Raw genomic sequence first — 25,057 nt, 5'->3', positions numbered from 1 at the left:
TGTGCCTTGTCTTCAGTTGCTCGAGAGTGTTGGCAATGGCTTTGAAGTACCAGCCGAAAGAGGCGACTGTACTGATGTGCGACTTTTCAGGCTTTCAAGTGCCTGAAATGATCAAGGTGCGTCCCGTGGTCGTTCTTCGCAAGCACAGTCAAAATCGCCAGTTAGTGACGATAGTCCCGTTGAGTACCACTGCACCGGATCACATGGCAGGGCATCACGTTGTGCTGCCGAGTTATCTGCCTGGTTCGGCCCTGACATGCTGGGCCAAGTGCGACATGATCTACACGGTGGCTACCTCCAGATTGGACAGATGTCGGGTCAAATCGCGGCAAGGAAGTGGTCGGGAATACATGACCTTTACAATGCGGCCAGAGCATTTCGCCGCCGTGAGGGCTGCAGTTGGCTTTACGCTGGGTTTCACACATCCAGCAACAGAGCGGTCTGTTGTCAATGTTACGCTCGATGCGTGATAATCAGCCTGTTCCCGCAAGGGGCTTGTAAGACTCTGAGGATCCTGGTTCGACCAGCAATTACAGAGCCGGGCAGGTATATGGCGATGACAAGTCGACCTGTCTGTGAGTAGGGCGCCGAAAGGCGCCCTTTGTCTTTGTGCCAGTTTTCCAATTTTCGGCGGACGCTCGCGCATGCCTTCAAGACGCCAGGCTCCGACGAAACCGTGCCAGCGCCACGCTGAAGAACACCAGGCCGATCAACGTCAGCGCCAGGATATCCGGCCATACCACCGCCCACCCGGCATCCCTGAACAGGATTGCGGCACTCAGGCTGACAAAGTGCGTTGAGGGTGACCCTTGCATCACCCACTGCAGCCACTGCGGCATACTGTCCAGAGGTGTGCTGCCGCCGGACAGCAACAGCATCGGGATGATCACCGGGATCGCCAGCAGGCCGAACTGCGGCGTCGAGCGCGCCAGGGTGGCGAGGAAAATGCCCAGCGATGTACTGGCGAACAGGTACAGCGCGGTCACGGCCAGGAACAGCCCCATCGAGCCAGACAGCGGCACGCCCAGTGCACCTTTGACGACTACCACCAACGAAATCCAGGTGCAGATCACCACCACCAGCGCGTTGCTGCCGATCTTGGCCAGCATGATCTCCAGCGCGGTCAGCGGCAGCACCAGCAGGTGGTCGAGGGTGCCATGCTCACGCTCGCGCAGCAGCGCGGTGCCAGTGAGGATGATCGCCAGGATGGTAATGTTGTTGACGATCTGGATCACGGCCAGAAACCAGCCCCCCTCCAGGTTGGGGTTGAACAGCGCCTTGGGGTTGATCAGCACCGGGCTTTGCTCGTTACCACGCTGGCTGTAGTCGAGCAGCTCGCGCTCGAAGATGCGGCCGATGTAGCCGGCGCCCATGAACGCTTGGCTCATGGCCGTAGCATCGACGTTGATCTGCAGCTCCGGCGAGCGCCCGGCCAGCAGGTCGCTCTGGAAGTTAACCGGCACGTTGATGACGAAGGTGTACTGGCCGCTGTCCATGGCCTGGTCCAGGCGCTGCGGAGGCAGCGGCACGGCTGGCTGGAACTCGGGCGGTTGCAGGGCTTCGCTGAGCTTGCGCGAGAGCAGGCTATGGTCTTCATCCACCACCGCCACGCTGGCGTTGTGTACGCCGATCACCGAGCCGGCTGCCGGCATGTAGATCGCCACGCTGAAGGCATATAGCAGGAACAGCAGCAGGACGCTGTCATGGCGCAGGCTGGTCAGTTCTTTCAGGCCCAGGCGCAGGGTGTGGTTCAGGCGCGACATGTCAGGCCTCCTGCTTTTTCAGCATTGCCAGGCTCAGGCCGGTGAACGCGGCAAAGAAGCTCAGCAGGATCAGGCACTGCGGCCACAACTCGCGCAGGCCTAAGGCCTTGGTGAAGGTGCCGACTGCGATGTCGAGGAAGTAGCCCGCCGGGAACAACTGGCCCATCACCGCTGCCGCGCCGTCCAGCGACGAGCGTGGCACGATCAGCCCGGAAAACTGGATGGTCGGCAGGCTGGTAATGATCATGGTGCCGAGAATGGCGGCGATCTGGGTGCGGGTGAATGCCGAAATCAGCAGGCCCAGGCTGGTGGTTGCCAGCAGGTAGGCCACGCCGCCACATGCCAAAGCCAGTACGCTGCCCTTGAGCGGTACGGCGAACAGCCAGCGGTTCATCGCCACCAGCAGCGCCAGGTTGACCAGGCTCACAGCCAGGTAGGGCATCTGCTTGCCAAGCAGGAATTCCAGGCGGGTGAGGGGTGTGGCGTAGAAGTTGGTGATGGAGCCGAGCTCCTTCTCGCGCACGATGCCCAGTGCCGTGAGCATGGCCGGAATGAAGGCCAGTATCAGTGCCATCACGCCCGGGCCGATGGCGTTCACGCTGACCACATCCTGGTTGTAGCGGAAACGCGTTTCCAGGCGCACCGGGTCCTGGCGTGGCTGCGGTTGTGGGCTGGCCTTTGCCAGTTGCTCCAGGTTGGCCTGGTGCACGGCTTCCACGTAGTTGCGGCTGGTTTCGGCGCGGAACGGCATGCCACCGTCGAGCCAGGCAGCCACCACCGGCTGGCGTCCTGCGTACAGGTCGCGACCAAAGCCGGGCGGAATTTCCAGTGCCAGTTTGATTTCCGAGCGTTGCAGGCGCTGGTGCAGCTCGCTGCTGTCGCGGATCGGCGCCTGTTCGGCGAAGTAGCGTGAGCCACGGAAGGCTTCGAGGTAGGCACGACTTTGCGGGCTCTGGTCCTGATCGTGCACGGCGAAGGCGAGGTTTTCCACATCCAGTGAAATGCCGTAGCCGAAGATCACCATCATGAACACTGCGCCCAGTAAGGCGAAGGCCAGGCGCACCTTGTCGCGCAGCAACTCCTTGCCCTCACGGACGGCCACTGCCAGCAGGCGGCGCAGGCTGAAGCCCCGGCGTAGCGGTAGGGTGGGGGTGGACGCCTGTTCCAGCACGTTGCTGTCGGTGGCGGCTGGCGCCAGTTCCTGGGCCTGTTCCAGGCAGCGGACGAACGCGTCTTCCAGCGTGTCGCCCTGGTACTGGTGCTGCAGGGCATCGGGCGTGTCGCAGGCCAGCACCCGCCCGGCGTGCATCAGCGAAATACGATCGCAGCGCTGGGCTTCGTTCATGAAGTGGGTGGAGAGGAAAATGGTCACGCCCTGCTCGCGGGACAGTTCTACCAGCAGGCGCCAGAAGTCGTCGCGGGCGGCGGGGTCGACGCCGGAGGTCGGTTCGTCGAGGATCAAGACTTCCGGGCGATGCAGAACCGCCACTGCCAGCGACAGGCGCTGGCGCAAACCAAGGGGCAGGGCGCCAGACGGTTGGTCGGCGATAGCGGCGAGGTCGAAGCGCTCGATCAGCTCATCGATGCGCTGGGCGCTCTCGGCTTTGGGCAAGTCGAACAGGCGGGCATGCAGGGCCAGGTTCTGCCGGGTGCTGAGCTCGCCATACAGAGAGAAACTCTGCGACATGAAGCCGACCCGCTTGCGTGTAGCCAGGTCGCTGGCGTCCACCGGGCGACCCAGCAGGCTGGCGCTGCCCTCGCTGGCCGGCATCAGGCCGGTGAGCACTTTCATGGTGGTGGTCTTGCCGCAACCGTTGGAACCCAGGAAGCCGAAGATCTCCCCGCGGCCAATGGCGAAACTGACCTTGTTCACCGCTGTGAAGTCGCCAAAGCGCAGGGTCAGGTCGTGTGCCTCGATGGCGACCGGGCCGTCCGTGGCTTGGCGCGGCGGGATTGCCAGTGGTTGATGCTGCGCCTTGCCCGCGCCCTGGTAATGGGTAAAGGCATCATCCAGTTTGCCGCTCGAGGTGACTGCAGCCAGTTCGTGGCTAGGGCCGGCGGCCAGCAGCCGGCCGCCATCGAGCATCAGGCAATGCTCGAACTGTTCGGCTTCTTCCATGTAGGCGGTAGCCACCAGCAGGGTCAGTTGCGGGCGTTGTGCGCGAACCTGTTCAACCAGCTCCCAGAAGCGCCGCCGCGACAGTGGGTCAACGCCGGTGGTCGGCTCGTCCAGGATAAGCAGGTCTGGCTCGTGGATCAGCGCGCAGCAAAGGCCCAGCTTCTGCTTCATGCCACCCGACAGCTTGCCGGCCGGGCGCTGGGCAAAGTGCTGCAGGTCGGTGGCCTGCAACAGATTGGCCATGCGCTGTTCACACTCGCGGCGGCCCAGCCCGAACAGGGTGGCGAAAAAACGGATGTTCTCGCTGATCGACAGTTCCGGGTACAGGTTGTTGCCCAGCCCCTGCGGCATGAACGCCACTTTGGGGTAGAGCGCCGTGCGATGGCGGCGTTGGCGGATCGAGCCACCCAGCACCTGCAGCTCTCCCTGCTGTAGGCGTTTCACGCCGGCGATCAGCCCCAGCAGGGTCGATTTGCCAGCCCCGTCAGGGCCGATCAGCGCGCATCGGGTACCCACAGGAAGGCTGAAGCCTAGTGGGTGGAGGGCTATCAGGTCGCCGTAACGGTGGCTGATGCCTTCGGCCAGCAGTGCCGGGGCGTTCATTGCAGGTTGGCCGGCCAGTCCACCTCAGCCGTGCGTACATAGCCGGCGCCTGGCATGCCTGGTTTGGCTTGCGGCACGGCGCCTGGGTCGCTCAGGCGCAGTTTGACCCGGAACACCAGCTTTTGCCGTTCGTCGCGGGTTTCCACCTGTTTGGGGGTGAACTGGGCCTTGGCTGCGACAAAGGCCACCTTGGCCGGCAGCGCGCGCTCGGGCAGGGCGTCGAGCACGATGCGCGCCTGGTCGCCTACAGTCAGCCGGCCGCTGGTGGACGCTGGCAGGTACAGGTTCATGTACTGGTCGCTGGGGTCGATCAGCATCAGCACACGGCCGCCGGCACCCAGCACTTCACCGGGTTCGGCCAGGCGCAGCTGGATGATGCCGTTGATGGGCGCACGCAGGCTGCTGTCGTCGATTTCGCTGGTGAGCTGCGCCACTTGGGCTTCGGCGGCGCCAATGGCGGCCTTGATCGCTGCCAGTTGGGCGCGGGCAGCGACTACTGCTGCGTTGGCCGTGTCAAAGCGCGCCTGCTGTTGGTCGAGCAACTGCTGGCTGGCGAACTTGCGCTGGAAGATTTCGCGTACGCGCTTGAGCTCCTGGCTGGCCAACAGCAGTTCACTCTGGCGCAGTTGCACGCTGGCCTGTGCGGCGGCGTAGTTTTCCCGGGCGCGCAGCACTTCGGCTTCGGCCTGGCTGCGCTGGGCTTCCATGGTGCGGGTGTCGATGCGCGCCAGTAGCTGGCCACGGATCACGTTGTCGCCTTCATCGACCAGTACTTCGGCCAGGCGACCGGGGATCTTGCTGGCGATCTGCACTTCGGTGGCTTCCAGGCGCCCGTTGCCCATGCTCAGGCCTTCGGGCAACTGGTCGTGGAGCGACTTCCAGTACCCCAGCCCGCCGGCTGCAGCGAGCAGTGCGATCAGTGCAGTGGCGAAGATTCTAGGGGCATATCGGTTCATCGTTCTGCATCCTTGCGGTCATGCACGGTACATCATGCCTGGCGGCCATGTGTGGCGTGTTGATGTCGGTCAAGCCCTTGACCTTAGCTGCCTATTCAGCGCAATGCGACAATCACCGCCCATTGCTCGGGCGTTACCGGCATGACCGACAGGCGGCTGCCTTTTTGCACCAGCGGCAACTCGACCAGACCGGCCTGCTGTTTCAGCCGCCCCAGTTCCAGCACCCTTGGAAAGGTTTGTACGTGGGCCACATCCACCGCGCTCCACGGGTTCTTGTCGGTCGTGGCCTTGGCATCGTGATAATGGCTTTCAGGGTCCAGCGCGGTCGGGTCGGGGTAGGCCGCGCGGGTGATTCTGGCAATGCCGGCTATGCCGGGTTGCGGGCAGCTGGAGTGGTAGAAGAAGAATTCGTCACCCACGCTCATGGCCCGCAGAAAATTACGCGCCTGATAGTTGCGCACGCCGTCCCAGCGCGCTTCACCCAAGCGTGCGAGGGCTTCGATGGAGAGCTCGTCGGGCTCGGATTTCATCAGCCAGTAAGCCATGAATGCTGCTCCTGAAAAGGTTTGAAATAACCTGTTGCACGAAACCGACAGCCGGTTGGCGTCAAGGTTTGCGTGCGGACGCATGTTGTCGGAAAATGCGCCCCGTTTAAAGCGCGTGCGCAGGCGGTACCCAGAATATCGCCGAGTACTGAACAGTTTGCCTGGGGGGCAATCTTCGATGAATCAACGTAAAAAGCCGGATCTGCTGTGGATCCTGGTGTTCATTTTTGGCCTGGGTGTGGTCACTACCGGTTATGCGCAAGGCTTCTGGGAGCGCAAGCTGGACAACGCCTATCAGATGCCGGTCGACGCCAGCCAGCCACAACGTTGATACCCCCCGCTGGCGCCGCTCAACGTGGCGCCAGGTACCAGCCACGGTCCGAGACCGTGCCCTGCAGCGGAACATCCCAACTGGCCTGCGCCAGCCGCTCGACCTTCTGGCATTCATGCGCCAGCCCCAGCAGCAAGGGTTTTTTCCAGGTTTGCCGACGCGCCTGGTAGGCCAGGCTGCGATCATAGAAGCCACCGCCCATACCCAGGCGGCCGCCCACTTCGTCAAACCCGACCAGCGGTAGCAGAATCAGATCCAGCGCCCAGATCGGCCGCTGGCGTTTGCGATCGATAATCGGCTCTGGAATACGGAAGCGGTTGGGCTTGAGCTTCTCACCCTGCTCAAAACGCTGGAACACCATGCGCGTGCGCGGCCAGGCATGCAGCACCGGCAGGTAGATGCACTTGCCGCGACGCTGGGCTTCGCGCATCAGCAGGCGAGGGTCGATTTCACCGTCGTTGGGCAGGTACAGGGCAATGTGGCGGGCGCGGCGGAACAAGGGGTGTTGCGCCAGCTGGCGGTACAGGCCGAGGGTGGCCTGGCGTTGCTGGGCAGGGGTAAGGGCGCGGCGGGCATTGCGAAGCAGGCGACGTAGCTGGGGGCGGGTGAGCGGCACGTTTTCGGTCATGGCACGGGCGATCCCAGATGTGCTGGCTTTAGTACGAACAGTGCCTGCGCGGTGGATCGTCGTACAAAGCTTGAATAAAGTCGGCCAAAACGAATTGCCCGCCTTGGGGGCGGGCAAGAAAATTCAGGCTCCCCGATAAGACCGCTATCGGTGTAGCCCTTGAACCCGAAAGTTCAAGGTGGAGATTGCAGGGGGCGTTAAGGCTTTCCGTCGGGCGGACATGCACACCGGCCCCAGCGTGCAACCCCCGTGGTTGTGCGTATCGGCTCAGGGACATAACCGACTGGCGCATCCCCCAGGGAGTGGCGCCAGTATACCAATCTCAGCCGATTTTGGTATCCGTGTCGTCGGACAAAGCCTTATCCACCCGATCCAGCAGGTCGCGCACCTGTTCGCGGTTCGTGCCGGTGACCGGCGCATCGTTGCGGTCTTCCTGGCGGTGCAGCATTTCGTGGGTAATGTTCAACGCCGCCATGACCGCGATGCGGTCGGCACCGATCACCTTGCCGCTGCTGCGAATCTCGCGCATCTTGCCGTCCAGGTAGCGCGCAGCGCTGACCAGGTTGTTGCGCTCTTCCGGCGGGCAGATGATCGAGTATTCCTTGTCGAGGATCTGCACGGTGACGCTATTGCTTGAACTCATGAGTCTTGCTCCAGAGCCTTGAGGCGTAAAATCATCGACTCGACTTTGCGCTTGGCGATCTCGTTCTTTTCGATGAGGTGGGCGCGCTCTTCGCGCCAGGATTTTTCCTGAGCTACTAGGAGTGCATTTTGCCGTTTTAGTTGCTCGACGCGTTCGATCAGCAACTCGAATCGGCTCATCAGTGCCTGCAGGTCGTTCTCTTGCGTGGGTTGCACTCGATTCGCTCCGTCGTTGACTCACCTGGCGATGATGCCTCTCCCTGGGCGGCAACGGCCAGTGCCGATGGTCTTGGCGCGCCTGCCGGTGCTAGGATACAAGGTCTTCATTCTAGACATTGCGCCGTCTGGCGCCTAGCTGCCCATGCCCAATACTCAATCGCCCTACAACGCTTTCGCCATGCTGCTCTCGAGCAATGGCCATCCTGTCACCCCGGCCGAACTGCACGGCCTGCTGATTGGCCGCAGCTGCGCCGGCGCCGGCTTCGATGCCGATGCCTGGTTGGCCGATGCCGCCCAACTGCTGGAAATCGAGCCTGGTGACAGTGTCCGCAATGCCTTGGTCGGCTTGCAGGAAATGGTCAAGGGCGAGCTGACCAGCGACGACATGGCGATCGTCCTGCTGCTGCCTACCGATGATGCTGCACTGAGCGACCGCGCCACCGCGCTGGGCCAGTGGTGCCAAGGCTTCGTGACCGGTTTCGGCCTGAACGCTGGCGGGAAGGACTTGTCCGACGAGGCCAAGGAAGTGCTGCAGGACCTGGTGGCCATTTCGCAGGTCCAGGAAGCGCTCGAAGAGTCCGAAGACGGCGAGAGCGACTACATGGAAGTCATGGAATACCTGCGCGTGGCGCCCCTGCTGCTGTTCTCCGAACTGGCCAAGCCGGCCGCACCCGCGCCCAAGCCCTCGCTGCACTGATCAACCAAGGGTAGTCTGCCCATGAGCCACATTCCCAAGGCCGAGTATGCCCGTCGGCGCAAGGCGCTGATGGCGCAGATGGTCCCCAACAGCATCGCCATTCTGCCCGCCGCTGCGGTTGCCATCCGCAACCGCGACGTCGAGCACGTGTACCGCCAGGACAGCGATTTCCAGTACCTCAGCGGCTTCCCGGAGCCCGAGGCGGTGATTGCGTTGATTCCAGGGCGCGAGCATGGCGAGTACGTGCTGTTCTGCCGTGAACGCAACCCTGAGCGCGAGCTGTGGGACGGCCTGCGGGCCGGCCAGGAAGGGGCGGTGCGTGATTTCGGCGCCGACGATGCCTTCCCCATCACGGATATCGACGAGATCCTGCCTGGCCTGATCGAAGGCCGCGAGCGTGTCTACAGCGCCATGGGCAGCAACCCGGAGTTCGACCGCCGGCTGATGGACTGGATCAACGTGATCCGCTCCAAGGCACGCCTGGGCGCCCAGCCACCGAACGAGTTCGTTGCGCTGGATCATCTGCTGCACGATATGCGCCTGTATAAATCGGCGGCGGAAGTGAAGGTGATGCGTGCTGCCGCGGACATTTCTGCGCGGGCCCATGTGCGGGCCATGCAGGCCTGCCGCGCCGGGCTGCACGAGTACAGCCTGGAAGCCGAGCTGGACTACGAATTCCGCAAGGGCGGGGCGAGAATGCCGGCCTATGGCTCGATCGTTGCGGCCGGGCGCAATGGCTGCATCCTGCACTATCAACAGAACGATGCGCCGCTCAAGGATGGCGACCTGGTGCTGATCGACGCTGGCTGCGAAATCGACTGCTATGCCAGCGACATCACCCGCACCTTCCCGGTCAGTGGGCGGTTTTCGCCCGAGCAGAAGGCCATCTACGAGCTGGTGCTAAAGGCACAGGCGGCGGCGTTTGCCGAAATAGCCCCCGGCAAGCACTGGAACCACGCCCATGAGGCGACCGTGCGGGTCATCACCGCGGGCCTGGTGGAGCTGGGCTTGCTCGAAGGTGATGTGCAGGCGCTGATCGAAAGCGAAGCCTATCGCGCCTTCTACATGCACCGCGCCGGGCACTGGCTGGGCATGGATGTGCACGACGTGGGCGAGTACAAGGTGGGCGGCGAGTGGCGGGTACTGGAACCCGGCATGGCGCTGACCGTGGAGCCGGGTATCTACATTGGCGCCGACAATCAGGCCGTGGCCAAAAAGTGGCGCGGCATTGGGGTAAGGATCGAGGACGACGTGGTAGTGACCAGGCAAGGTTGTGAAATCCTGACTTCGGGCGTGCCGCGTACGGTCGCCGTGATCGAGGCGCTGATGCAGGCTGCCCGCAAGGCCGTGGCATGAGCCGGGTAAACCTGGCGATCATCGGCGGTGGCCTGGTTGGCGCAAGCCTGGCGTTGGCCCTGCAGGCCGGCGCCAGGGCGCGCGGCTGGAAGATCCTGCTGATCGAGCCGTTCGCCCCCGGTGACAGCTACCAGCCCAGCTATGATGCGCGCTCTTCGGCATTGTCATTCGGCACCCAGCAGATTTATCAGCAACTGGGCCTGTGGCAGGCCATCGGCCGCCGCGCCGAGCCTATTCGCCAGATTCACGTGTCCGACCGTGGTCGTTTTGGCGCCACCCGCCTGGATGCCCTGGAAGAGGGCGTGCCGGCGCTGGGTTACGTGGTGGAAAACGCCTGGCTCGGCCAGTGCCTGTGGCAAGGGTTGGACAGCGAGGTGGTGAGCTGGCGCTGCCCGGCCGAAGTGACCTCGATGCAGGCCATCGAACGCGGTTACCGCCTGCGGCTGAACGACGACACCCAGCTGGAATGTGACCTGGCGGTACTGGCCGATGGTGGCCGCTCTGGCCTGCGCGAGCAGTTGGGTATCCATGTACGCCACACGCCTTACCAGCAGAGCGCGTTGATCGCCAACATTACCCCGGGTGAGGCCCACGGCGGCCAGGCTTTCGAGCGCTTCACCGAAGAGGGCCCCATGGCCTTGCTGCCGTTGCCGGAAAACCGCTGCGCACTGGTGTGGACCCGTCAGGGCATGGATGCGCGGCGCCTGGCCGACATCGACGAGCGTAGCTTCCTGCGCGAACTGCAGGGCGTGTTCGGCTACCGCCTGGGCGCGCTGCGCCAAGTTGGCGCACGGCACCTCTACCCGCTGTCCTTGATCGAGGCCCAGGAGCAGGTGCGGCCGCACCTGGTGGTGCTGGGCAACGCAGCACACAGCCTGCACCCCATCGCGGGCCAGGGTTTCAATCTGTCGTTGCGTGATGTGCAGGCCCTGGCCGAAGCGCTGCTGGCGGGCCCACAGCAGCCTGGCGACCTGACCACGCTGCAGGCCTATCACCAGCGCCAGCGCCTGGACCAGGCTATGACCATCGGCTTCTCCGACCAGGTCACCCGCCTGTTCGGCAGCAATCAGCCGTTGCTGACGGCCGGACGCAACCTTGGCCTGCTCGGGCTCGACCTGTTGCCACCGGCAAAAAGCTGGTTCGCCCGCCAGGCGATGGGCCTGGGCACCCGCCCTGATCCGCGGGGCCAGGCATGAGCAACCCGCGTAAACTGGCGCGCCGGGCGCGCATGCTGCGCTGGATGCTGAACCTCTACCCACCGTACCTGGGTGCCGGTATCCGTGTGCAGCACATCAGCCCGGACCTGCGTAGCGTCAAGGTGGCGATGAAACTGACTCGCTGGAACCGCAATTACGTCGGTACCCAGTTCGGTGGCAGCCTGTATGCCATGGTCGACCCGTTCTACATGCTGCTGCTGATCGAGCAGCTGGGGCGCGACTACATCGTCTGGGACAAGGCCGCCAGCATCGATTTCATCTCGCCGGGCAAAGGCCCGGTTTATGCCGAATTCCACGTCGATGATGCGCTGCTGGACGAAATCCGCCAGCAGGCCGCCACCGGCAAGAAATGCCTGCCGCGTTTGCAGGTCGATATCCGCGATGGCGCCGGCGAGTTGGTGGCGCGGGTCGATAAAACCCTATACGTGCGGCTCAAGCCGCAAGCGAGGCAGGCGTAAGGCATGGAAATGCGCGCAGATCTGTTGATTGTCGGTGCCGGTATGGTGGGCAGCGCCCTGGCCTTGGCGTTGCGCCACAGTGGCCTGCAAATTTTGTTGCTCGATGGTGGCCCGCTGACGGTCGTACCCTTCGATGCCCAGGCCCCGTTCGAGCCGCGTGTCAGCGCGCTATCGGCGGCCAGCCAGCGCATCCTCGAGCGCCTTGGCGCCTGGGACGGCATTGCCCAGCGGCGCGCCACGCCGTATTCCGACATGCATGTGTGGGATGGCAGCGGCACCGGGCAGATTCACTTCTCGGCGGCCAGTGTGCATGCCCAGGTGCTCGGCCATATCGTCGAGAACCGGGTGGTGCAGGACGGCCTGCTGGAGCGCCTGCACGACAGCGACATCGGCCTGCTGGCCAATGCGAGGCTGGAGCAATTGCGTCGCTCGGGCGATGAGTGGCTGCTGACCCTGGCGGATGGCCGGCAACTGCGGGCACCGTTGGTGATCGCTGCCGACGGTGCCAATTCGGCGGTGCGGCGTCTGGCCGGCTGCGAAACCCGCGAGTGGGATTACCTGCACCATGCCATTGTCACCAGCGTGCGTTGCAGCGCCGGGCACCAGGCCACGGCCTGGCAGCGCTTCACTGACGAAGGTCCGCTGGCGTTCCTGCCGTTGACCCGCGATGGCCAGCAGGACTGGTGCTCGATCGTCTGGTCGACCACCCCGGAGCATGCCGAGCAGTTGATGGCGATGGATGAAGCGGCCTTCCTGCAGGCCCTGGAGCGGGCCTTCGAAGGGCGTCTGGGCGAGGTGCTTCAGGCCGACCCACGGGTGTGCGTGCCGCTGCGCCAGCGACACGCCAAGCGCTACGTGGATGAAGGCCTGGTCTTGATCGGTGATGCTGCACACACCATTCACCCACTGGCCGGGCAGGGTGTGAACCTCGGCTTCCTCGACGCGGCGGTGCTGGCTGAGGTGCTGGTCAATGCTTGCGAGCGCGGTGAGAGGCTGGCCGATGTGAAGGTGCTGAGCCGTTACGAGCGCCGGCGTATGCCACACAACCTGGCGTTGATGGCGGCGATGGAGGGCTTCGAGAGGTTGTTCCAGGCCGATCCGCTGCCGTTGCGCTGGTTGCGCAACAGCGGGTTGAAGCTGGTGGAGCAGATGCCGGAGGCCAAGGCGCTGTTTGTGCGCCAGGCGTTGGGTTTGAGTGGTGACCTGCCGGATCTGGCCAAGGCTTGAGCGTGGCGGGGCTGCGTAGCAGTCCTTTGCAACATCCGGTAACGCCTAGGTAGGTGAGCCAGAAAATGGGATTCACTACCATTCGCACCTCTCATACGATCGAGGAGTGCTTAAAATGTTGCCACGCAAGCCCCTACTGGCCGCCTTGGCCCTGACCCTGTTCGGCGGCACTGCCCAGGCAGCGGACGAAGTGGTGGTGTACTCCTCGCGCATCGACGAGCTGATCAAGCCGGTGTTCGATGCCTATACCGCCAAGACCGGGGTCAAGATCAAGTTCATCACCGACAAGGAAGCCCCGCTGATGCAGCGCATCAAGGCCGAGGGCGATAACGGCGTGGCCGACCTGCTGCTGACCGTCGATGCAGGCAACCTGTGGCAGGCCGAGCAGATGGGCATTCTGCAGCCGATCGAGTCCGACGTCATCGACCAGAACATCCCGGCGCAGTACCGCGCCTCGTCCCATGACTGGACCGGCCTGAGCCTGCGCGCCCGCACCATCATCTACTCCACCGAGCGGGTCAAACCCGAGGAGTTGAGCACCTACGAAGCCCTGGCTGACAAACAGTGGGAAGGCCGTCTGTGCCTGCGCACGGCCAAGAAGGTGTACAACCAGTCGCTGACCGCCACCCTGATCGAAACCCACGGTGAGGCCAAGACCGAGCAAATCGTCAAAGGGTGGGTCAACAACCTGTCCACCGATGTGTTCTCCGACGACAACGCGGTGATCCAGGCCATCGAGGCCGGGCAATGTGATGTGGGCGTGGTCAACACCTACTACTACGGCCGTCTGCACAAGCAGAACCCGAACCTGCCGGTGAAGATCTTCTGGCCCAACCAGGGTGACCGTGGCGTGCACGTGAACCTGTCGGGCATCGGCCTGACCAAGCATGCGCCACACCCGGAAGCCGCGAAGAAACTGGTGGAATGGATGACCGGCGAAGAAGCGCAAAAGCTGTTTGCTGATATCAACCAGGAGTTCCCGGCCAACCCGAAGGTGAAACCATCGGAGGAAGTGGCGGCGTGGGGCAGCTTCAAGGCCGACAGCATTCCGGTGGAAATTGCCGGCAAGCGCCAGGCTGAAGCCATTCGCCTGATGGATCGGGCTGGCTACAACTAAGCGCCAGGCTTTATCCTCTTTGGGCCCGTTAGGGCCCTTTCGCGGGTAAACCCGCTCCTACAGGATCTGCACTGCCTTGCGCGGTCCCCGTAGGAGCGGGTTTACCCGCGAACGACCGCGCAGCGGTCGCCATCGCACTCGAGATTTCAGCCTTGCCCCACACCCCCCAACGCCGCTGGTACCTCCCGGTCTCCCTGATCGCCGCCTTGGTGCTGCTGCCCCTGAGCGTGCTGCTGTTGTCCTGGCAATCCATCGACCTGCAGATCTGGTCTCATCTGCTCGACACCCAGATGGGGCGCCTGCTCGGCAATACCCTGACCCTGGTGGTGGGCGTGGGCATTGGTGTCACCGTGCTGGGCGTCAGCCTGGCCTGGCTTACCAGCCTCTGCGACTTCCCCGGTCGACGCTGGCTGGACTGGGCGCTGATGCTACCGTTCGCCATCCCGGCCTACGTGCTGGCGTTCGTCTTCGTCGGCCTGCTGGACTTTGCCGGCCCGGTGCAAAGCGCCCTGCGCGAGGTGTTCGGGCCAATGCGCCTGCCTCGGGTGCGTTCCACCGGTGGGGTAATCACCGTCCTGGTGCTGGTCTTCTATCCCTATGTCTACTTGTTGGCGCGCACGGCTTTCCTGGCTCAGGGCAAGGGCCTGATGGAGGCGGCGCGGGTACTTGGGTTATCGCCCCTGCAGGCTTTCTGGCGGGTGGCCTTACCCATGGCTCGGCCGGCGATCGGCGCCGGTATCGCCCTGGCGCTGATGGAAACCCTGGCCGACTTCGGTGCAGTGGCCGTATTCAACTTCGACACCTTCACCACAGCCATCTACAAGACCTGGTACGGCTTTTTCAGCTTGTCCAGTGCGGCCCAGCTGGCCAGTCTGCTGCTGCTGGCGGTGATGCTGGTGCTGTACGGCGAGCGCCGCGCCCGCGGTGCCAGCCGGAGCGGCAACGAACGGCCGCGCGCGCAGGCGCTGTATCACCTGCGCGGCCTCAAGGCGCTGTTGGCCAGTGGCTGGTGCCTGCTGGTGTTCGCCTGCGCTTTCGTCATCCCGCTGCTGCAGTTGCTGGCGTGGTTCTGGCAACGCGGCCGGCATGACCTGGATGAGCGTTATATCGGCCTGGTGCTGCACACCCTGTACCTGGGCAGCATGGCGGCGCTGGTCACGGTATGCGTGGCGCTGCTGCTGGCCTTTGCCCGGCGCCAGGCACCGACGGGCGGTATCCGCGCCGGGGTTGGCCTGGCCAATCTGGGGTATGCCCTGCCCGGTTCGGTGTTGGCGGTATCGATCATGCTGGCCTTCAGTTACCTCGACAACCACCTGGTCATCCCGTTGTCCAGTTGGCTGGGCGGCGCCGGCAAGCCGCTGCTGCTAGGTAGCCTCTCGGCGTTGCTGCTGGCCTACCTGGTGCGCTTCATCGCGGTGGCCTACGGGCCGCTGGAGAGCAGCCTGGAGCGCATCCGCCCTTCACTCCCTGAAGCCTCGCGCAGCCTGGGTGTTGGCGGCGCAAGATTGTTTTTCAAGGTGTATCTGCCGCTGCTGGTGCCGGGGGCGCTTGGCGCCGCGCTGCTGGTGTTCGTCGATGTGCTTAAGGAAATGCCCGCCACGTTGCTGATGCGGCCGTTCGGCTGGGATACCCTCGCCGTGCGGGTGTTCGAGATGACCAGCGAGGGCGAGTGGGCGCGCGCCTCGCTGCCGGCACTGACCTTGGTATTGGTGGGCCTGCTGCCGGTCATCGGCCTGATTCGCCGTTCGGCCCGTCGACCCGGTCACAGTCACTGAGGATGTCAGTTTGCGACCTTGCGGCTACAATGCGCGGCATTCGCGCGGCGGGTGTGAGTAACAAGAAAAGCTGACGACCCAACGTCATCGACCGCCGCCGCTTCGCCACGCCCGGAAGGAGAAACCCATGGGACAGCGCACGCTTTTGTATGACCTGCACCTGGCGCTAGGCGCCAAGACGGTCGATTTCGGTGGCTGGGACATGCCCCTGCACTATGGCTCGCAGGTCGAGGAGCACCATCAGGTGCGCAGCGATTGCGGCGTCTTCGATGTTTCTCATATGACCGTGATCGATGTCGACGGCACTGATGCCACAGTTTGGCTGCAGCGCCTGCTGGCCAACGACGTGGCCCGCCTCGACGACCCCGGCAAGGCGCTGTATAGCCCGCTGCTGAACGAACAGGGCGGGGTGATCGATGATCTGATTGTCTACCGCACTGAAACCGGCTATCGCCTGGTCACCAATGCCGCCACCCGTGCCAAGGTGCTCGATTGGCTGCAATTGCAACGTGCCGGTTTTTCCGTGGACTTCCAGGTCCGCCCTGATCTGGCCATCCTTGCCATCCAGGGGCCGCGTGCCCGCGAAAAGGTGGCGGCCCTGCTCAGCCCCGCGCGCGCTGCACTCATCCGCGAACTGCGCCCGTTCGAGGGCGTTGCCGACGGCGACTGGTTCATTGCCCGCACCGGCTATACCGGTGAGGACGGCCTGGAGATCATCTTCCCGGGCGATCAGGCGGTGGCCTTCTTCAACGACCTGGTCGGCGCCGGTATCGCCCCAAGCGGCCTGGGCGCCCGCGATACCCTGCGCCTGGAAGCCGGCATGAACCTGTACGGCCAGGACATCGACGAAAACCACACCCCGCTCACCTCCAACCTGGGCTGGAGCATCGCCTGGGAACCGGCCGAGCGCAACTTCATCGGCCGTGTCGGCCTGCTTGCGGAAATCGAGCACGGCGTGCAGGAAAAGCTGGTGGGTCTGGTGCTGGAAGAGCGCGGTGTACTGCGCGCCCATCAGGTCGTGCGTGTAGCCGGCATTGGCGAAGGGGAGATCACCAGTGGTAGTTTCTCGCCTACGCTGAGCAAGTCCATTGCGTTGGCGCGTGTGCCTATGGCTACCGGGGATCGGGCCGAGGTGGAAATTCGCGGCAAGTGGTACCCGGTGCGGGTGGTCAAACCGACCTTCGTGCGCCACGGCAAGATTCTGATCTGAACAATTTATAACCGGCGGGCGTACCGCTGAGCCAATCGAGGAATTCAAGACATGAGCAATATCCCCGCCGAACTGCGTTTTGCCGAAAGCCATGAGTGGGCTCGCCTGGAAGCCGACGGCAGTGTGACCGTGGGTATCAGCGATCACGCCCAGGAAGCCTTGGGTGATGTGGTATTCGTCGAGCTGGCTGAAGTCGGCAAAGTGTTTGGCGCTGGCGACGCTGCGGGTGTGGTCGAGTCGGTCAAGGCCGCTTCGGACATCTATGCCCCGGTCGGTGGCGAAGTGATTGCGGTCAACGAAGAGCTGGCCGATAGCCCGGAACTGCTGAACGAAGAGCCTTACGGTTCGTGGATCTTCAAATTGAAGCCAAGCAACCCGGCCGAGCTGGACAAGTTGCTGGATGCGGCTGGCTACCAGGCGCTGATTGGCGAGTAAGACCGCGTTGCTTGCTTCGCGGCTAAAGCCGCTCCTACACAGGTACAGCACTGCATTCGAGACGGGTGCAGCCCCTGTAGGAGCGGCTTTAGCCGCGAAGAGGCCGGGCCTGCAAACAAGTTTCCCCGCACAATCGGCAATCCCTTCCTAGACTTGTAAGTTTCCATGAGGCCTGGTCTAGGAAGAGAGCGTCGTCATGTCCCAGTCGCCATCCCTGCATCAACTGCAAGAGCTCAACCCGTTTCTGCGTCGCCACCTGGGCCCCGATGCCACAGAGCAGCAGGCCATGCTCAACGCGCTGGGTATCGCCAGCCGCAACGAGCTGATCGAGCAGACCGTTCCGCCAGACATCCGCCTCAATCGCCCCCTCGACCTCCCAGCGGCACTGGACGAGCAAGCCGCCCTGGCCAAGCTCGCCGGTTACGCCGAACAGAACCAGGTCTGGACCAGCCTCATCGGCATGGGCTACCACGGCACCATCACCCCCACGGTCATCCTGCGCAACGTGCTGGAAAACCCTGGCTGGTACACCGCCTACACGCCCTACCAACCCGAAATTGCCCAAGGCCGGCTGGAGGCGCTGCTGAACTTCCAGCAAATGGTCATCGACCTCACCGGCCTGCCTCTGGCCAATGCCTCGCTGCTCGATGAAGCCACCGCTGCCGCCGAAGCCATGGCCCTGGCCAAGCGGGTGGCACGCAACAAGAGCAACGCCTTCTTTGCCGACGAGCACTGCCATCCGCAGACCCTATCGGTACTCAAGACCCGCGCCGAAGGCTTCGGCTTTGAGCTGATCGTCGATTCTGTGGATAACCTTGCCAAGCACTCGGTGTTCGGCGCCTTGCTGCAGTACCCGGACACCCACGGCGAAGTGCGCGATTTGCGCCCGCTGATCGACCAGTTGCACAGCCAGCAGGCCCTGGCCTGCGTAGCCGCTGACCTGCTGAGCCTGGTGGTGCTGGCACCGCCCGGAGAGCTCGGCGCCGATGTGGTGCTGGGCTCGACCCAGCGCTTTGGTGTGCCGATGGGCTACGGCGGGCCTCACGCGGCCTATTTCGCCTGTCGCGACGACTACAAGCGAGCCATGCCGGGGCGCATCATCGGCGTATCGCGCGATGCCCGTGGCAACACCGCATTACGGATGGCCCTGCAAACCCGCGAGCAGCATATTCGCCGCGAAAAGGCCAACTCCAACATCTGCACGGCCCAGGTGCTGTTGGCCAACATTGCCGGCTTCTACGCGGTGTACCACGGCCCGGAAGGCCTGCAACGCATCGCGCAGCGTGTGCACCGGTTGACCTTCATCCTGGCAGCCGGCCTTGAGGCCAAAGGCATCAAACGCCTCAATCAGCACTTCTTCGACACCCTTACCCTGAATGTTGGCGGTGCCCAGGCGGCCATCATTGAAAGCGCCGAGGCCGCGCACATCAATTTGCGCATTCTCGGTCGCGGGCACCTGGGGGTGAGCCTGGACGAAACCTGCACCGAACAGACGGTGCTGCGCCTGCTCGACATCTTCCTGGGGGTGGATCATGGCCTGGAAATCACCGCCCTCGACCAGCTGGCCCTGCCTGAAGGCATCCCCGCCAGCCTGGTGCGACGCACGCCATTCCTCGCCCATCCGGTGTTCAACCTGCATCACAGCGAAACAGAGATGCTGCGCTACCTCAAGCAGCTAGAGAACAAGGACCTGGCGCTGAACCAGTCGATGATACCGTTGGGCTCGTGCACCATGAAGCTCAACGCCACCAGTGAGATGATCCCCATCACCTGGCCCGGTTTTGCCCAGCTGCACCCGTTCGCCCCGGCGGCCCAGGCAGCGGGCTACAAGGCGATGATCGACGAACTGGAAAGCTGGCTGTGCGCGATCACCGGCTTCGATGCGATCTGCATGCAGCCCAACTCCGGTGCTCAGGGTGAATACGCCGGCCTGATGGCCATTACCCGCTATCACTGCAGCCGCCACCAGCCGATGCGCACGTTGTGCCTGATCCCGTCGTCGGCCCACGGCACCAACCCGGCGTCGGCACAGATGGCCGGCATGGAAGTGGTGATCGTCGATTGCGACAACGATGGCAACGTCGACCTGGCTGACCTCAAAGCCAAGGCGCATGCGGCCGGGGAGCGTCTGTCGTGCCTGATGATTACCTACCCCTCGACCCACGGCGTGTACGAAGAGGGGATACGCGAAATCTGCGATGTGGTGCACCAGTACGGCGGCCAGGTTTACATGGACGGTGCCAACCTCAACGCCCAGGTGGGCCTGGCGCGCCCCGCAGACATTGGGGCCGACGTTTCACACATGAACCTGCACAAGACGTTCTGCATTCCCCACGGCGGCGGCGGCCCGGGTATGGGGCCGATCGGTATCCGCGCGCACCTCAAGCCGTTCGTCGCCAGCCATCCGGTGGTGCCGGTGCCTGGGTTGGACCCGAACAACAGCGCGGTCAGCGCCGCGCCCTGGGGCAGCGCAAGCATCTTGCCGATCAGCTGGATGTACATCGCCATGATGGGCCCGCAGCTGGCCGACGCCAGCGAGGTGGCTATCCTTTCGGCCAACTACCTGGCCAGCCAGTTGGGCGCGGCGTTCCCGGTGCTCTACCGCGGGCGCAACCAGCGCGTGGCGCATGAATGCATCCTCGACCTGCGGCCGTTGAAAGCGCTGACAGGCATCAGCGAAGAGGACGTGGCCAAGCGCCTGATGGACTATGGCTTCCACGCACCGACCATGTCCTTCCCAGTGCCGGGCACGCTGATGGTGGAGCCGACCGAGAGTGAATCGAAGGCTGAGCTGGATCGGTTTGTCGAAGCGATGCTGGCGATTCGCGCGGAAATTGACGAAGTACAGCAGGGCAACTGGCCAGCGGAGAACAACCCGCTGAAACATGCACCGCATACCTTGGCTGATGTCTTGGGGGTATGGGACAGACCGTATAGCCTGGAGCAGGCGGTGGCCCCCAGTGCTCACGTGCGCCAGCACAAATACTGGCCGGCGGTGAACCGGGTAGACAACGTGTATGGGGACAGGAACCTGTTCTGTGCGTGTGTGCCGGTAGAGGCTTATCGCTGAGGTTGGTGTTGGATGCTTCGCGGGTGCCTGTAGGAGCGGGTTCACCCGCGAAGCAGGCGACGCAGTTACTCGGCTACCGCATTCTTGGCCAGGATGGCATTGGCCAACTCCATGTCGGAAGCCTGCATCCCTGGGTTCTCTGCCCGTGCCTCGCGCATGGCCGCTTCCAGGAACGGCCCGCGGATCGCGCCTTCGCTGGCGACGAAGCTGCTGGCGTCATCCTGCGCGGCCACTACCAGCTTGTGATCCCGCGAGGTCAGGTAGCTCGACGCCGTGGTAGCACCGGAAGTCATCACGTTACGCCAGAAGGTATCGGCCATGGCCGAGCCAAGAGGCAGCGAAAGCAAGGTAGCGGCGGCAATGGCGGTTTTGAGACGCATGTTGAAACACCTCGAAGGGTGATGGTTGAAGATGCGCGCTTGGATCTTTTCGGGCAAGGCAAGTTCCTTGAATACAAAGGACTTTTCGTCAGTTGCAGACGCGCAGCACTTCCTCGGCACGGGTCTGCCCAGCGGCCACCTTGGCCTCGCCGCAACGGCGCAGGTCAACCAGGCCATCGGCCAGCGCCTGGCGCCGCAAACAGGTCAGGTCGGCATCAGGGCCGATCAATGCGCGCAAGGTGTCGCTGGGCTCGAGCAGTTCGAATAATCCCGTGCGCCCCTGAAAACCGGTGCCGCGGCAGGCTCGGCAGGTGGCTGATGAACCTGTCTGGCAGTCGGTGCAGACGGTTCGCACCAGGCGCTGGGCCATCACCCCGATAAGCGTCGCCTTGATCAGGTAGTCGGCCACACCCAGCTCTTGCAAACGGGTGATTGCTGCGCAGGCGTCGTTGGTATGCAGGGTCGATAGCACCAGGTGCCCGGTCAGCGCTGCCTGCACCGCCACCAGAGCGGTTTCGCGGTCGCGGATTTCGCCGATCATGATGATGTCGGGGTCTTGGCGCAGCATGGCCCTGACCGCGTTGGCAAACCCCAGGTCCAGCGCGGGCTGCACCTGCAACTGGTTGAAGGCTGGCTCCAGGCGCTCGATCGGGTCTTCGATGGTGCACAGGTTGACCTGTGGTGTGGCCAGCAGTTTGAGGCTGGTGTACAGCGTGCTGGTCTTGCCGGAGCCGGTGGGGCCGGTGACCAGGATGATGCCTTGGCGCTGACGAAGCAGGCGCTGCCATTGGGCCAGTTGCTGGCCGTGCAGGCCAAGGCGGTCGAAGCCCTCTTGCAACTGGTGCGGGTCGAACAGGCGCAACACCAGTTTCTCGCCAAATGGGGTGGGCAGGGTCGAAAGCCGCAGCTCCACTTCGCCACCACCGGGTAGGCGGCTTTGCAGCCGGCCGTCCTGCGGCCGGCGCTTCTCTGCAACGTCCATGCGGCCCAGGTGTTTCAGGCGGCTGACGAGGGCCAGGGTGACCCCGGCGGGGAAGGCGTAGACGGTGTGCAGCAGGCCATCGATACGGTAGCGCAGCTGGCCCTGTTCGCGGCGTGGTTCCAGGTGGATATCGCTGGCGCGTTGCTCGATGGCGTACTGCAACAGCCAGTCGACGATATGCACGATATGCGCGTCGTCTGCGCTGGCCTCGGCCTGGCGTTTGCCCAGCTCAAGCAATTGCTCAAGTTCCCCCAGGCTCGCCGACTGCTGGTATTGCGCGCCTTTTACCGACTGGGCCAGGCGGTGGAACGACTGCGCTGACTGACGGATCTGCTGCGGGCTGGCCAGTACGCGACGGATCGACCGGCCGAGGCTGCGGGCCAGGTCGGCCTGCCAGTCATCCTGGAAAGGCTGGGCGCTGGCGACGGTGACGCTGGAGGCATCGGCCGCGACGATGAGGATGCCGTGGCGCTGGGCGAAGGCTGGGGAGATCAGGCTGGTGACCTGGGGCAGGTCGAGTTGCATGGGGTCGATGCGCAGGTAGGGTTGGCCGACCTTGTCGGCCAGCCACTGGCAAAGGTGCTCCAAGTCCAGGGGCTGGCCGGGGTGCTGGCGGCTTTCCAGGCTGCAGGCGGCGATGTGCTCCAGCGGGTGGCTAGCGGGGTGGGCAGCGGCGTGTTCGAGTACTTGCAGGGTATCGCTGGCGTGCAGGTGCTGGTCAGCGAGCAGGGCCTGGAGCACGCGCTTGAGGTCGAGTGCGGGGTTGTCGGGGGTGTGCATGGTTGGCGTCCGTGCCTGATCGGGTAGTGCTGATCAAGGCTAGCCGGGCGGCGAAAAGCGATCGGAGCTGAAGGGTTTCGGGATTTTGCTGCGTCGGTGCCGGACGCTCAGACCACTGCCAACGCCACTCGCTGCAAGTTGGTCAGGCTCACCTCACCCACACACACCAGGTTACGCAGTTTCTGTGCAATGACCTCGGCCCGGTGCCAGCTCAACCCGCCAATGCCGATTTCGATATCCAGCCAGTCATCCTGCTGGCTGACCTGCACGCTATGCGGGGTCAGGAACTGCAAGGCGAACAGGTTGAGCACCCGGCACAGGCTATCGGGCTCGGCCTCGGCCTGCAGGCGATAGTGCACGGTGCTGTGGGCGTTGTTGGCGGCCCAGGCGTCGGTACGGGGCTGTGCGTTCATACTAGTCTCCGCAAATGAGGGAGAAATTCTTGCACGTTGCTGGCGGTATTTTTTCGCTATGATTGGGTGATTTCGCTCACTTGGCGAATTTTTTTATTCAAGAAAATATGGTGTGGAGAATAAATAATGCACAGCGAGCTGGACGCCTACGACCGTCGCATCCTCGAGCTGCTGCAGGAGGACGCTTCGCTGTCCAGTGCACAGATCGCAGAGCGCGTCGGGCTGTCGCAATCGCCGTGCTGGCGGCGCATTCAGCGCTTGAAGGAAGAGGGGGTGATTCGTGGGCAGGTGACCTTGCTGGACCGCAAGAAGGTCGGCCTGAACACGCAGATTTTCGCCGAAGTGAAACTGAACGCCCATGGGCGCTCCAACTTTACCGAGTTCACCGAGGCGATCCGCGGGTTCCCTGAGGTGCTGGAGTGTTATGTGCTGATGGGGGCCGTGGACTTTCTGCTGCGAATCGTCACGTCGGACATCGAGGCCTACGAGCGGTTCTTCTTCGAAAAACTGTCGAACGTGCCGGGGATTCAGGAGGTGAACTCGATTGTGGCGCTTTCCGAGATCAAGTCCACCACTAGCCTGCCGCTACCGCGGTGAGGCCATTCGCGGGTAAACCCGCGCCTACACCGGCCTCACGCCTGGCGCGAACCTTTGTAGGAGCGGGTTTACCCGCGAAGCAGGCGACGCGGTATCACGCCTTGAGCAGGTGCTTCCAGCCGCGGCTCTGGTCCACCGCCCGAGCCTGTTCGATACGCGCTTCCAGCACTTCATCGCTGATGGGCTGCTCGGCCAGCTCGTGCAGCTTTTTCAGGTCGCCGTACAAGCGGTCCATTTGCGGCGCTTCCAGCACCTGGCGGGCGTGGTGCAGCCAGGCCAGAAGTTGCTCGATACGTGGCAGCTGCTCGGCCAGGTCTTCCGGGCGCTGGGTGTACAGCGGCAGCTTCAGCGCGCGGCCTTCCTCGCCCAGCAGGTGCCCCAGCCAGCTGGCCAGTTGCGCCTTGCCCTGGCGTTCGCCGCGGCCCTTGCGCTCTGCGGTCCAGGTCCGGGCCATCAGCCAGCGTGAGGTTTCCAGCGAGAACTGGCCCCAGCGTACGTCTTCCAGCTCTTCGGCAAACTGCTCGGGCGCGGCGCGACGGATGTCTTCGTCATCGTTGCCGGCCTGCACCAGCGGGCGCCAGTCCTCAAGCAAGGCATCAAGGCTGGCGCGCAGGTCGCGGGTGGTGGCGCGCGGTGCTGCCTGGCCCAGGCTGGCGGTGAGCGCGCGCAGCTCGCTCAGGCACTCGACCCAGTCCTGGAGCAGGCGCCAGTGGCCGTTGTGGCGGTACTGCTCGGCCAGGCGCTGGCTGCTGCCCAGCAGCTGCCAGGCGAGGGCGGCATAGGCGTCGTCCAGGGCCATTTCGGCGTCCAGCGCGGTGTGCGGCAGGTCCAGCTCGTAGCTGTCCGGTTCCAGCAGGCGGTAACCGCGCTCAGCCTTGCTGATGTCGCACGGCATCAGTGGCAGGCTGGCGGCCAGTTCTGCAGCCAGTTCCAGCAGTGCTTGCGGTTCACCTTCACGCAGCTCCAGCTCCAGCTCGCAGATCTCTTCCTTGCGCTTGCCGGCGATCACGAAGCCTTGGTCCAGTGCAGCCTCGATCACCACCTTGCTCTTGCCACGGCCCCAGGCGATTTCAGCGTATTCACGGCTGAAGTCGGTGGTGAACAGCGGCTTGATGGTTTTCTTGTCCAGGTTGGCCAGTTGCTCGGGCCAGCAGGTGGCGTCCAGCTTCTTCAGGTCGAGCTTGACCTTGTCCAGGTTCCATTCGTACTCGTTGCGTTCGGACAGGCCGGCCACGCTCTGGCCGCGGCACTTGAGGGTTTGAATGACAGCGTCGCCATCGCGGCGCAGGCGCAGGGCGACACGGGCGGCGGACAGCTCACGCTCGGGGGTGTCGAAGTACTGGTTGAGCAGTTCACGGGTCTGCCAGCCGGACTTGTTGCGCTTTTTCAGCAGAGGGTGCTCGCGCAGGGCGGCAAGGGTCTCGCGGCTGGCGCGGAGCTTCAGTTCGGTTTCTTTGTGCATCACAGACTCGAAAGAGGGGGCGTGGTTGGCAGAGAGTCTACAGCAGTCAGCCCTCAACGGTTTATTCCAGACAGC

24 protein-coding genes and 1 other RNA gene are annotated in these 25,057 nt (G+C 63.7%); 13 read left to right on the top strand and 12 right to left on the bottom strand.

Annotation, left to right across the window (positions count from 1 at the left end; genetic code table 11):
• The first annotated feature begins 35 nt into the window (after window positions 1-35).
• A complete protein-coding gene (locus LU682_RS28300; protein ID WP_060489058.1) occupies window positions 36-470 on the top strand; it encodes a type II toxin-antitoxin system PemK/MazF family toxin in 435 nt (144 codons plus the stop codon).
• A gap of 180 nt (window positions 471-650) precedes the next feature.
• On the opposite strand, the gene LU682_RS28295 is transcribed toward LU682_RS28300, so the two are convergent.
• The 4 genes from LU682_RS28295 to LU682_RS28280 form a co-directional block, all read right to left on the bottom strand.
• Complete coding sequence (locus tag LU682_RS28295) at window positions 651-1,763, bottom strand: ABC transporter permease (RefSeq protein ID WP_010955732.1); 1,113 nt, start codon at window positions 1,761-1,763, stop codon at window positions 651-653.
• A 1-nt stretch (window position 1,764) separates the two neighbouring features.
• Entirely contained in the window at window positions 1,765-4,485 is a 2,721-nt protein-coding gene (rbbA, locus tag LU682_RS28290) for a ribosome-associated ATPase/putative transporter RbbA (RefSeq protein WP_010955731.1), read from the bottom strand.
• Entirely contained in the window at window positions 4,482-5,441 is a 960-nt protein-coding gene (locus LU682_RS28285; RefSeq protein ID WP_010955730.1) for an HlyD family secretion protein, read from the bottom strand. Before LU682_RS28285 ends, rbbA begins: the two co-directional genes overlap by 4 nt.
• A gap of 95 nt (window positions 5,442-5,536) precedes the next feature.
• Window positions 5,537-5,986 carry an EVE domain-containing protein gene (locus LU682_RS28280; RefSeq protein WP_010955729.1) on the bottom strand — a complete coding sequence of 150 codons (450 nt, stop codon included), beginning with the start codon at window positions 5,984-5,986 and terminating at the stop codon, window positions 5,537-5,539.
• Window positions 5,987-6,164: 178 nt separating this feature from the next.
• Here LU682_RS28280 and LU682_RS28275 point away from each other — a divergent pair, with 178 nt between their 5' ends.
• Window positions 6,165-6,317, top strand: a complete 153-nt coding sequence (locus tag LU682_RS28275; RefSeq protein ID WP_003253683.1) for a hypothetical protein — start codon at window positions 6,165-6,167, stop codon at window positions 6,315-6,317.
• Window positions 6,318-6,336: 19 nt separating this feature from the next.
• Here LU682_RS28275 and LU682_RS28270 read toward each other — a convergent pair whose 3' ends face one another.
• From LU682_RS28270 to LU682_RS28255, 4 genes are all read right to left on the bottom strand, one after another.
• Complete coding sequence (locus LU682_RS28270) at window positions 6,337-6,945, bottom strand: 5-formyltetrahydrofolate cyclo-ligase (RefSeq protein ID WP_010955727.1); 609 nt, start codon at window positions 6,943-6,945, stop codon at window positions 6,337-6,339.
• A 125-nt stretch (window positions 6,946-7,070) separates the two neighbouring features.
• A non-coding RNA gene (ssrS, locus tag LU682_RS28265) (6S RNA) lies at window positions 7,071-7,250 on the bottom strand.
• 17 nt (window positions 7,251-7,267) lie between these two features.
• Window positions 7,268-7,588 (bottom strand): cell division protein ZapA, encoded by a 321-nt coding sequence (locus LU682_RS28260; RefSeq protein ID WP_010955726.1) that lies wholly within the window; start codon window positions 7,586-7,588, stop codon window positions 7,268-7,270.
• Entirely contained in the window at window positions 7,585-7,767 is a 183-nt protein-coding gene (locus tag LU682_RS28255) for a TIGR02449 family protein (protein WP_029886233.1), read from the bottom strand. The genes LU682_RS28260 and LU682_RS28255 overlap by 4 nt, the downstream gene beginning before the upstream one ends.
• A gap of 181 nt (window positions 7,768-7,948) precedes the next feature.
• Between LU682_RS28255 and LU682_RS28250 the strand changes: the two genes are divergently transcribed.
• The 10 genes from LU682_RS28250 (at window position 7,949) to gcvP (ending at window position 20,368) form a co-directional block, all read left to right on the top strand.
• Complete coding sequence (locus LU682_RS28250; protein WP_010955725.1) at window positions 7,949-8,503, top strand: YecA/YgfB family protein; 555 nt, start codon at window positions 7,949-7,951, stop codon at window positions 8,501-8,503.
• Window positions 8,504-8,524: 21 nt separating this feature from the next.
• Window positions 8,525-9,859, top strand: a complete 1,335-nt coding sequence (gene pepP, locus LU682_RS28245; RefSeq protein ID WP_232914908.1) for a Xaa-Pro aminopeptidase — start codon at window positions 8,525-8,527, stop codon at window positions 9,857-9,859.
• Window positions 9,856-11,055: a 2-octaprenyl-6-methoxyphenyl hydroxylase gene (ubiH, locus tag LU682_RS28240; RefSeq protein WP_010955723.1), complete on the top strand. Its 1,200-nt coding sequence runs from the start codon at window positions 9,856-9,858 to the stop codon at window positions 11,053-11,055. Before pepP ends, ubiH begins: the two co-directional genes overlap by 4 nt.
• Window positions 11,052-11,534: a DUF4442 domain-containing protein gene (locus LU682_RS28235; RefSeq protein WP_010955722.1), complete on the top strand. Its 483-nt coding sequence runs from the start codon at window positions 11,052-11,054 to the stop codon at window positions 11,532-11,534. The genes ubiH and LU682_RS28235 overlap by 4 nt, the downstream gene beginning before the upstream one ends.
• A 9-nt stretch (window positions 11,535-11,543) precedes the next feature.
• On the top strand, window positions 11,544-12,761 hold the full coding sequence (locus LU682_RS28230; RefSeq protein ID WP_164721831.1) for a 2-octaprenyl-3-methyl-6-methoxy-1,4-benzoquinol hydroxylase: 1,218 nt from the start codon (window positions 11,544-11,546) through the stop codon (window positions 12,759-12,761).
• Window positions 12,762-12,876: 115 nt separating this feature from the next.
• Window positions 12,877-13,878 carry an extracellular solute-binding protein gene (locus tag LU682_RS28225; RefSeq protein ID WP_004575832.1) on the top strand — a complete coding sequence of 334 codons (1,002 nt, stop codon included), beginning with the start codon at window positions 12,877-12,879 and terminating at the stop codon, window positions 13,876-13,878.
• A gap of 152 nt (window positions 13,879-14,030) precedes the next feature.
• On the top strand, window positions 14,031-15,653 hold the full coding sequence (locus tag LU682_RS28220) for an ABC transporter permease (RefSeq protein WP_010955720.1): 1,623 nt from the start codon (window positions 14,031-14,033) through the stop codon (window positions 15,651-15,653).
• A 127-nt stretch (window positions 15,654-15,780) separates the two neighbouring features.
• Window positions 15,781-16,863, top strand: a complete 1,083-nt coding sequence (gcvT, locus tag LU682_RS28215; protein WP_010955719.1) for a glycine cleavage system aminomethyltransferase GcvT — start codon at window positions 15,781-15,783, stop codon at window positions 16,861-16,863.
• A gap of 51 nt (window positions 16,864-16,914) precedes the next feature.
• Window positions 16,915-17,298 carry a glycine cleavage system protein GcvH gene (gene gcvH / locus LU682_RS28210; protein WP_010955718.1) on the top strand — a complete coding sequence of 128 codons (384 nt, stop codon included), beginning with the start codon at window positions 16,915-16,917 and terminating at the stop codon, window positions 17,296-17,298.
• A 196-nt stretch (window positions 17,299-17,494) separates the two neighbouring features.
• The gene (gene gcvP, locus LU682_RS28205) at window positions 17,495-20,368 is read left to right on the top strand and encodes an aminomethyl-transferring glycine dehydrogenase (RefSeq protein ID WP_010955717.1); all 2,874 of its coding nucleotides are present in this window, start codon (window positions 17,495-17,497) and stop codon (window positions 20,366-20,368) included.
• A gap of 65 nt (window positions 20,369-20,433) precedes the next feature.
• Here the strand turns inward: gcvP and LU682_RS28200 are convergent, their stop codons facing one another.
• The 3 genes from LU682_RS28200 to LU682_RS28190 form a co-directional block, all read right to left on the bottom strand.
• Window positions 20,434-20,748 (bottom strand): DUF2388 domain-containing protein, encoded by a 315-nt coding sequence (locus LU682_RS28200; RefSeq protein ID WP_003253711.1) that lies wholly within the window; start codon window positions 20,746-20,748, stop codon window positions 20,434-20,436.
• Between the two features lie 88 nt (window positions 20,749-20,836).
• A complete protein-coding gene (locus tag LU682_RS28195) occupies window positions 20,837-22,510 on the bottom strand; it encodes a GspE/PulE family protein (RefSeq protein WP_010955716.1) in 1,674 nt (557 codons plus the stop codon).
• 107 nt (window positions 22,511-22,617) lie between these two features.
• The gene (locus tag LU682_RS28190) at window positions 22,618-22,923 is read right to left on the bottom strand and encodes an ACT-like domain-containing protein (protein ID WP_010955715.1); all 306 of its coding nucleotides are present in this window, start codon (window positions 22,921-22,923) and stop codon (window positions 22,618-22,620) included.
• A 126-nt stretch (window positions 22,924-23,049) separates the two neighbouring features.
• On the opposite strand from LU682_RS28190, the gene LU682_RS28185 reads away from it, so the two are divergent.
• Window positions 23,050-23,520 carry an Lrp/AsnC family transcriptional regulator gene (locus LU682_RS28185; protein ID WP_010955714.1) on the top strand — a complete coding sequence of 157 codons (471 nt, stop codon included), beginning with the start codon at window positions 23,050-23,052 and terminating at the stop codon, window positions 23,518-23,520.
• A 94-nt stretch (window positions 23,521-23,614) separates the two neighbouring features.
• Here the strand turns inward: LU682_RS28185 and LU682_RS28180 are convergent, their stop codons facing one another.
• The gene (locus LU682_RS28180; protein WP_010955713.1) at window positions 23,615-24,982 is read right to left on the bottom strand and encodes a CYTH domain-containing protein; all 1,368 of its coding nucleotides are present in this window, start codon (window positions 24,980-24,982) and stop codon (window positions 23,615-23,617) included.
• Between the last annotated feature and the right edge of the window lie 75 nt (window positions 24,983-25,057).

The organism is Pseudomonas alloputida (genome assembly GCF_021283545.2).
Taxonomy (GTDB): Bacteria; Pseudomonadota; Gammaproteobacteria; order Pseudomonadales; family Pseudomonadaceae; genus Aquipseudomonas; species Aquipseudomonas alloputida.
Note: the sequence above shows the minus strand (reverse complement) of the source record. Positions and strands in the feature narration are given on the sequence as shown.